Origin of the sequence: Bacillus sp. XF8, assembly GCF_017498755.1 — a bacterium.
Classification (GTDB): domain Bacteria; phylum Bacillota; class Bacilli; order Bacillales; family Bacillaceae_G; genus Bacillus_A; species Bacillus_A bingmayongensis.
Genome location: NZ_JAGDQK010000082.1, coordinates 1 through 5,861, shown reverse-complemented (window position 1 = coordinate 5,861; position 5,861 = coordinate 1). Strand labels below are relative to the sequence as shown.

Sequence of the window (5,861 nt, the reverse complement as noted above, 5' to 3'; positions counted from 1 at the left end):
TTTCTAGAGTAATAGGATCAGTATGTCCAAGTGTTAGAGATTACTTACACATATATTAAAGTTTTTGCACCAGAACCTTATAAATAACCCTTCAATTCTTGCTTCCGATTCTTCAATTCTTCCAATGCCAGTTTTGTCTTCCGTTTCTCACTATCCAGTCCAACTAAGTGATATTCCATCTTACGAATCTCGCTCTCTACCACTTTGATTTCACTTTGCACCTGCACCGCAGTTTCTTTTCTCATTACTTACCTCCTTTAAATCCTGCTAACAACTAAGTCACTTCATAAGTTCCATGTTCGATTGGTTGCATCGCTCTTCATCCCCTTTTAATAGATTCCAAAGTTCCTGCTCATCCATTTCATAAAGCTGTCGTCCTGTATCTTCTCCCTTATAAATCCCTTTATGTAGTAACACATCGATGTAGATTTGTTTCCTGTCCATTACCTCATGCCTTTCACGTATTCTTCCTTTAGATTTCGAATCAACATGATTTCCTGCGGCCCTACTTCGTGTCCTAGCGAGTTCACATTCCTCGCATAAACCCGCCATACATCGTCACACGCGTTACAGCGATATGCTGCCCCGTTTGTTTGTGAGTCCAGAAACCTCTTAATCTCGCCCGTTCTTTCGTTGTCATGGCTTGTCCTCCTAACAAATTTTCTTCCTATTCTTCGTTTTACGTCCTTTATTCACTCGTAAAGTTGCTGCCAAATCCATATCCCAATCGAGCACAAAAACCCTTGTCTTCAGTGTGCTGTCTTTAATGCCATTTTTTCGAGCTTTCTTATATATCTCATCTGGTATAATTTGTTTCTTTGCATTAGACTTTTGCACCGTTTCTTTTCTTGTCATAACCGGTTGTGTTGCTGCGTCTTCTGGGTTCCAATTATGTTTTTCTACTCTAGCTCTAAACGTTAGGAATGTGATACCATTACTTTCTGCTAATGTTATAAATTTCGCATACTTTTGACGAAATGAAACTCATATTGGCTTCGTAATCGCTTCTTCGATTGTCCACCCTAAATTCACACGCTGATCTACATTCTTTTTGCCAATCCCGTTTTTCTCTGCGATTTTGTAGTCTTCCCATGTTGGAACTGGTTTGTATTTCATAGCAATTCTCCTTCCTTTTACTTTAGCCAAGTCAACTTGAACAACGTCTTCCAGTATTATTAGGAGGCGTTGTCGCTGCCACTTCTATGTTCCACTTATATGTTTTTACTCTTGATTGGAAAGTCTGATAACTAATGCCATTCTGCTTAGCGATTAGAAGCCATTTCTACTATTTGAGGGCTTCTGCTCTCTTTTTTTATTTCCTTCGACAAAATATGACAAAATAGTTGTAACCATGTTTGTTATGCTTATTCAGGAAATCTTACATTTATGTATCTGTAAGTTAAGAAATATCAAGAAAGAGGTCTTATTATGCAAGGATTAATGATGTTATTCTTATTAGCGACTATTGTTCTTCTCGTAATGATAATTATTGCTGCGATTAAAAAGAAAGCGAAAAAGAAACTTGTCATTTCTGCGATATCCTGCTTTGCACTATTTATAGTATTCGCATCTCTATCTCCTAAACCTAAAACTGAAACAGCAAAAAATAAAGAGGTAAAAGAAACAGCCGCTGAAGCTAAGAAACAAAACGACCAAAAGAAAACTGACGAGAAAAAACCTTCAGAAGAGCAAAGCAAACAAGAAGAAAAGAAAAATCAACAAAATAAGGAAGATAAAAAGCAAGAGCAACAAAAAACAGCAGTAAATAACGATAAAGGTACTTACGAAAACGAAATCAAACCTAAAATCGATGCTATGATGAAAGAATATGATGAAATATGGAATCAAGAGTGGAAGCCAGCTTGGACTGAAATAAGCCAAAATAGTTCAGCTATTGATAAAAATGCTTTAAAAGAAAAAATGGAGTCGATTTCAAGTAAATACAGCGAACTATCTAATAAAAATACAGCATTTAAGGATGCTGAAAAGCTAAGTGATCCAGCATTAAAAGAAAAAATGGAGAAATTTCGCGTTGAGTTTGGTTTAGCTACTAATTATAGAGGAAATGCTGCAACTGCTGTAAATCAAGGTTTAAAAGGTGTAGCTCCAATGAATGATAGAATGAATGAAGCGCTAAAGTCAGTTAAATTATCTGATCAAAAAATAATAAATGCTGCGATTCATTTAACTGAAGTTGAGACGAGTTTAGGAATTAGTCGGAAATAATCTAACAAAATACTAACCTTGTATCAAAGAGGGCTAATGCTCTCTATTTTTTATTTCTGTTCGACATAATATGACAAAAATGTTGTAACTTTGTTTGTTATGATGTGGTGAGAATCTTACATTTTAGGAGCGGATACAAATGGCTAAGAAATATACTAAACTTGATGAACGATTCGGAGTTATAGATTTCCCCGTAACACTTACGGAAATGGTAGAGATCTCAAAGGAACTTCCTAAGACAGAACGGAAACTTTATGAATATGCTTTTGATGCACTGAAGAAAGTTATGAAATCAAAAGAAAAGATTTATGCTTTCGAAGTTGCTGATCCTAAGCTTACGAAAACAGGTTTTATTGTTGTTGGTGAGCATAATCTGTACTTTGTAATGATGAAAGGCGGATTATTTGGAGGGGCTGAAGCAGAATTGATTAAATACAAAGATATTAAGGAAGTAGACTTTGATATTATTCAAGGTCCATTTGGCGTGTCTCTTATGAATACAGGCATTCTATATTTCGAAATGAAGAAAATGTTCGGAACAAAGAAGCGTACTGTCAGAAACATCCCTGATTACAATATTGATGCACTTTTAAAAACGATTCGTGACAGATTGAAGTAAATAATACTGGAGGAAGCAAAAAAATGAATAAAAAGCTAATAGCAGCTTTAGTATGTAGTACTTTAGTTATGGGAATGGCAGCATGTTCTAACGAAAAAACTGCAAAAGACTCAAAACCAAAGCAAGAAGAAAAGAAACAAGAGCCAGTTACAACAACATCACTTATTAGCGAATTCAAGAAAGCTGGATTAGAAGCTGAAAATGCTACGGATTTACCACAAAAGGAATTCGGTAACATGCGTAAAGACGGGAAACGCATCCTTGCACCGAAGTTAGGTGAAGATAAAGGCGGCCGTGTGTTTGAATTTAGTAAGAAAGAAGATTTAGAGAAAGCTAAGAAGTACTATGATGAATTAGGAAACTCTAATCCTATGTTATTCTCACATACATATGCCAAAGGTAATTTCCTTCTGCAAATGAACGGCGATATGAAAGATGAAGAATTTAATAAATACAAAGGTGTTATGGATAAAGTAGTGGAATAGTCGCACTCGAAAGGGTGCTTTTATTATGTATAAGAAAATAAACTATAGTATTAAAGACATCGGAGGAAATCAAATGAACAAAAAAATCATTGCCGGAATTATCGGTTTCGTGGTAATCGTTATTGCGTTAGTAAGCATAAATGTAATACAAAATAATACGAAAAAAGAAGAAGAACAAAAGAAAAAAGATGCACAGTATTTAGAATCAGCCACTAAATATTATGTTAGCATCGAATTCATGGGTGCTATATCTGATCTTGTATTGCCTGAGTATTCACAAGCCTGGTCAAAGGCAATTGATAATCGTAATGACTTTAATAAGGCTCTTTCTGAAAAAAGAACATCCATGGATTCAATGATTTCTCAAATACCTTCAATCTATGAAAAAATGGAAAAAGAATTAAAAATTGTATCTGAAGCTGCCAAAGAACAACCTAAAAAATACGAAGAATTATACACCGAATACAAAAATATGCATGGTATTATAACTTCTTTAAAAGAACAAATGGATTCCCCAACTGGATCTTTGATTTCATTTAATCAAAATGTAAATATGTTATTCCAAGAATACAAGAAAACAAAAGGAAAAATTGATGTTGCAATTCCAGATGACGTAAAAGAAAATATTGATAAAGTTAAAGAGAAAAGCGAAAAAAATACCGGTTCAACCAGGAATTAACCTTAACAAAATACTGATTTGATAAGACACCTTTATGGTGTCTTTTTTTATTAGAAATAACCATTTTAAATTTTCCGATTAATGTAGACAGATATTACGTTGAATGATATAATTTCCATTAATTACCATTTAGGGGGGGTGTAGTAAATGAATAAGAAAAAGATTTTACAATTCGCTTTAGCTAGTTCTATAGCAATCGGGCTATCACTACCAAGTGGTCAAGCTAGTGCTGCAACAACTGAAGCAAAAGCGGATCAACCAAATTATGTACATCCACAACCACCAGATAACGGTATTAATTGGAAGTTATCTCGCCATCAAGAATATTGGGATGATGGTTATTATGTGGTACATAATACTTATACTGGTAAAGCCGCTGGGAAAAATGTAAGGAAAGAAGAGTGGATGTTTTACAAAGATTCAAGTAAAAAATATAGAGTACATTATCAGGCTACAACATACTGGTCAAAATAATTACAAATAAAGTAGCTGAGAGTTTTTAAAGTAGAGACAGTTCATAAAAAATGAATTGTCCCTACTTTTTAGTTATTTAAGGGTTTTTAAAAAATTTGGTTACTATTTTAGGAGTTTCCTGGGTAAGTTTTATCCCTTGTGTAGATTCCTCATTCGTATTTTTTGTTATTAAAATTTGATTGTTATTTTCATTCCAAACTAAAAATTCTTTTTGAGAATCATCTTTGAATGTAACTGTCATATTTGAGTACACTGAAGAATTTTCTTTTTGCTTTTTTAAATCTATTTTACTAGCTGTACTACTTTGGATCGCCTTATTAAATTCTTTTATTAACTCTTCGTTGTCTGTTTCAGCTTTGGAAGTTTTATTATCTTCTGCTCTAGTTAATTTTATCGACTGTATTTCTTTAGAGTCTAAAGATAAATATTTTCCTGACTTTTCACTCTGTTCTGTTGTTGAGGGTTTCGAAGAACTTGTATTTTCAGTTGTTGAACATCCAATTAAAACTAAAGAAAGTATAGTAACCGTTGACAAATATAGGGGTTTTTTCATAATATTCCCTCCTTTCTTAAAATTATAACACTTCAGTTTAGAAGGACAAGGTTTTATCAATGTATCTGTATATTTCTCAATATTTATTTTTTAGTAAGAAACTATCTCTTTTTATTAAAAATCCCCACACAATGTGCAGGGATCTCCTATAACGAATGCTTTAAGGGTGAACAACCTCATCTGAATACACTAATCCATCGCTCGCAAAACAGTAAAATTCAAATAAAAAGAACCTAAATAGGTCTTTTTATTTAAATATAGGCGTATGTTTACCGTACTTTTCTTCACTTCTTCTTAACTCTTCCCTAATAACTCTTGATTCCGTTCTGTAGATTCCACCTAAATGAGATGGAATCTCCACGGTATTTGCATATTTAGACAATTTCATCCATGAAAATCATAATTCCTTCTTAACTCTATTTTGACAAAAAGTATTTCGTTCATTTTTTGAATCTAGCGATTTAAAAGAAACGATTTCCCTTTCCAATTCTTTAATTTTTGGAGAACTTATATATTTATTATGAATTTTCTTAATATAATTTTCCTTTATAACTTGATTAAAAAATACATTGTTATAAGCATTTAAAAAAATAATTCGTTCAATTTATCAATTTCTCTAGCCTTCTTCAAAAACAAAGCACCATTATCTTCATCTGGAATATCATACACATGCTGATCATATAACAATATACATTTTTGAGGAGAAATGGGGAAAAATAATTGTAATCCTCTAGTTGGGGTACCGCCACATCGCTATCAAGCTAACAAAACAAAATACCCCCTAAAATAAAAAAATACGCTATTCTTTCTGTAGAATCATAGGAA

Annotated in this window: 10 protein-coding genes; 5 read left to right on the top strand and 5 right to left on the bottom strand. The window is 33.1% G+C overall.

The genetic code is table 11. The features are described 5' to 3' along the window. Positions 1 to 77: 77 nt before the first annotated feature. The 4 genes from J4P91_RS28065 to J4P91_RS29535 form a co-directional block, all read right to left on the bottom strand. The gene (locus J4P91_RS28065; RefSeq protein WP_207996708.1) at positions 78 to 245 is read right to left on the bottom strand and encodes a hypothetical protein; all 168 of its coding nucleotides are present in this window, start codon (positions 243 to 245) and stop codon (positions 78 to 80) included. Between the two features lie 34 nt (positions 246 to 279). Then, positions 280 to 444 carry a Fur-regulated basic protein FbpA gene (gene fbpA / locus J4P91_RS28060; RefSeq protein WP_207996707.1) on the bottom strand — a complete coding sequence of 55 codons (165 nt, stop codon included), beginning with the start codon at positions 442 to 444 and terminating at the stop codon, positions 280 to 282. 207 nt (positions 445 to 651) lie between these two features. Next, complete coding sequence (locus tag J4P91_RS29280) at positions 652 to 837, bottom strand: hypothetical protein (protein ID WP_243764055.1); 186 nt, start codon at positions 835 to 837, stop codon at positions 652 to 654. 147 nt (positions 838 to 984) lie between these two features. Continuing rightward, entirely contained in the window at positions 985 to 1,116 is a 132-nt protein-coding gene (locus J4P91_RS29535) for a hypothetical protein (protein ID WP_279538735.1), read from the bottom strand. 312 nt (positions 1,117 to 1,428) lie between these two features. Here J4P91_RS29535 and J4P91_RS28045 point away from each other — a divergent pair, with 312 nt between their 5' ends. The 5 genes from J4P91_RS28045 (at position 1,429) to J4P91_RS28025 (ending at position 4,483) form a co-directional block, all read left to right on the top strand. Continuing rightward, positions 1,429 to 2,226 carry a ribonuclease gene (locus J4P91_RS28045; protein ID WP_207996706.1) on the top strand — a complete coding sequence of 266 codons (798 nt, stop codon included), beginning with the start codon at positions 1,429 to 1,431 and terminating at the stop codon, positions 2,224 to 2,226. A 139-nt stretch (positions 2,227 to 2,365) separates the two neighbouring features. After that, positions 2,366 to 2,845, top strand: coding sequence for a PH domain-containing protein (locus tag J4P91_RS28040; RefSeq protein ID WP_207996705.1), 480 nt, complete (start codon positions 2,366 to 2,368; stop codon positions 2,843 to 2,845). A 23-nt stretch (positions 2,846 to 2,868) separates the two neighbouring features. Beyond that, positions 2,869 to 3,330, top strand: coding sequence for a stress protein (locus J4P91_RS28035; protein ID WP_207996704.1), 462 nt, complete (start codon positions 2,869 to 2,871; stop codon positions 3,328 to 3,330). 73 nt (positions 3,331 to 3,403) lie between these two features. Further along, the gene (locus tag J4P91_RS28030) at positions 3,404 to 4,009 is read left to right on the top strand and encodes a hypothetical protein (protein WP_207996703.1); all 606 of its coding nucleotides are present in this window, start codon (positions 3,404 to 3,406) and stop codon (positions 4,007 to 4,009) included. 147 nt (positions 4,010 to 4,156) lie between these two features. Further along, positions 4,157 to 4,483 (top strand): hypothetical protein, encoded by a 327-nt coding sequence (locus tag J4P91_RS28025; RefSeq protein ID WP_207996702.1) that lies wholly within the window; start codon positions 4,157 to 4,159, stop codon positions 4,481 to 4,483. A 76-nt stretch (positions 4,484 to 4,559) separates the two neighbouring features. On the opposite strand, the gene J4P91_RS28020 is transcribed toward J4P91_RS28025, so the two are convergent. Then, entirely contained in the window at positions 4,560 to 5,036 is a 477-nt protein-coding gene (locus J4P91_RS28020; RefSeq protein ID WP_207996701.1) for a hypothetical protein, read from the bottom strand. Between the last annotated feature and the right edge of the window lie 825 nt (positions 5,037 to 5,861).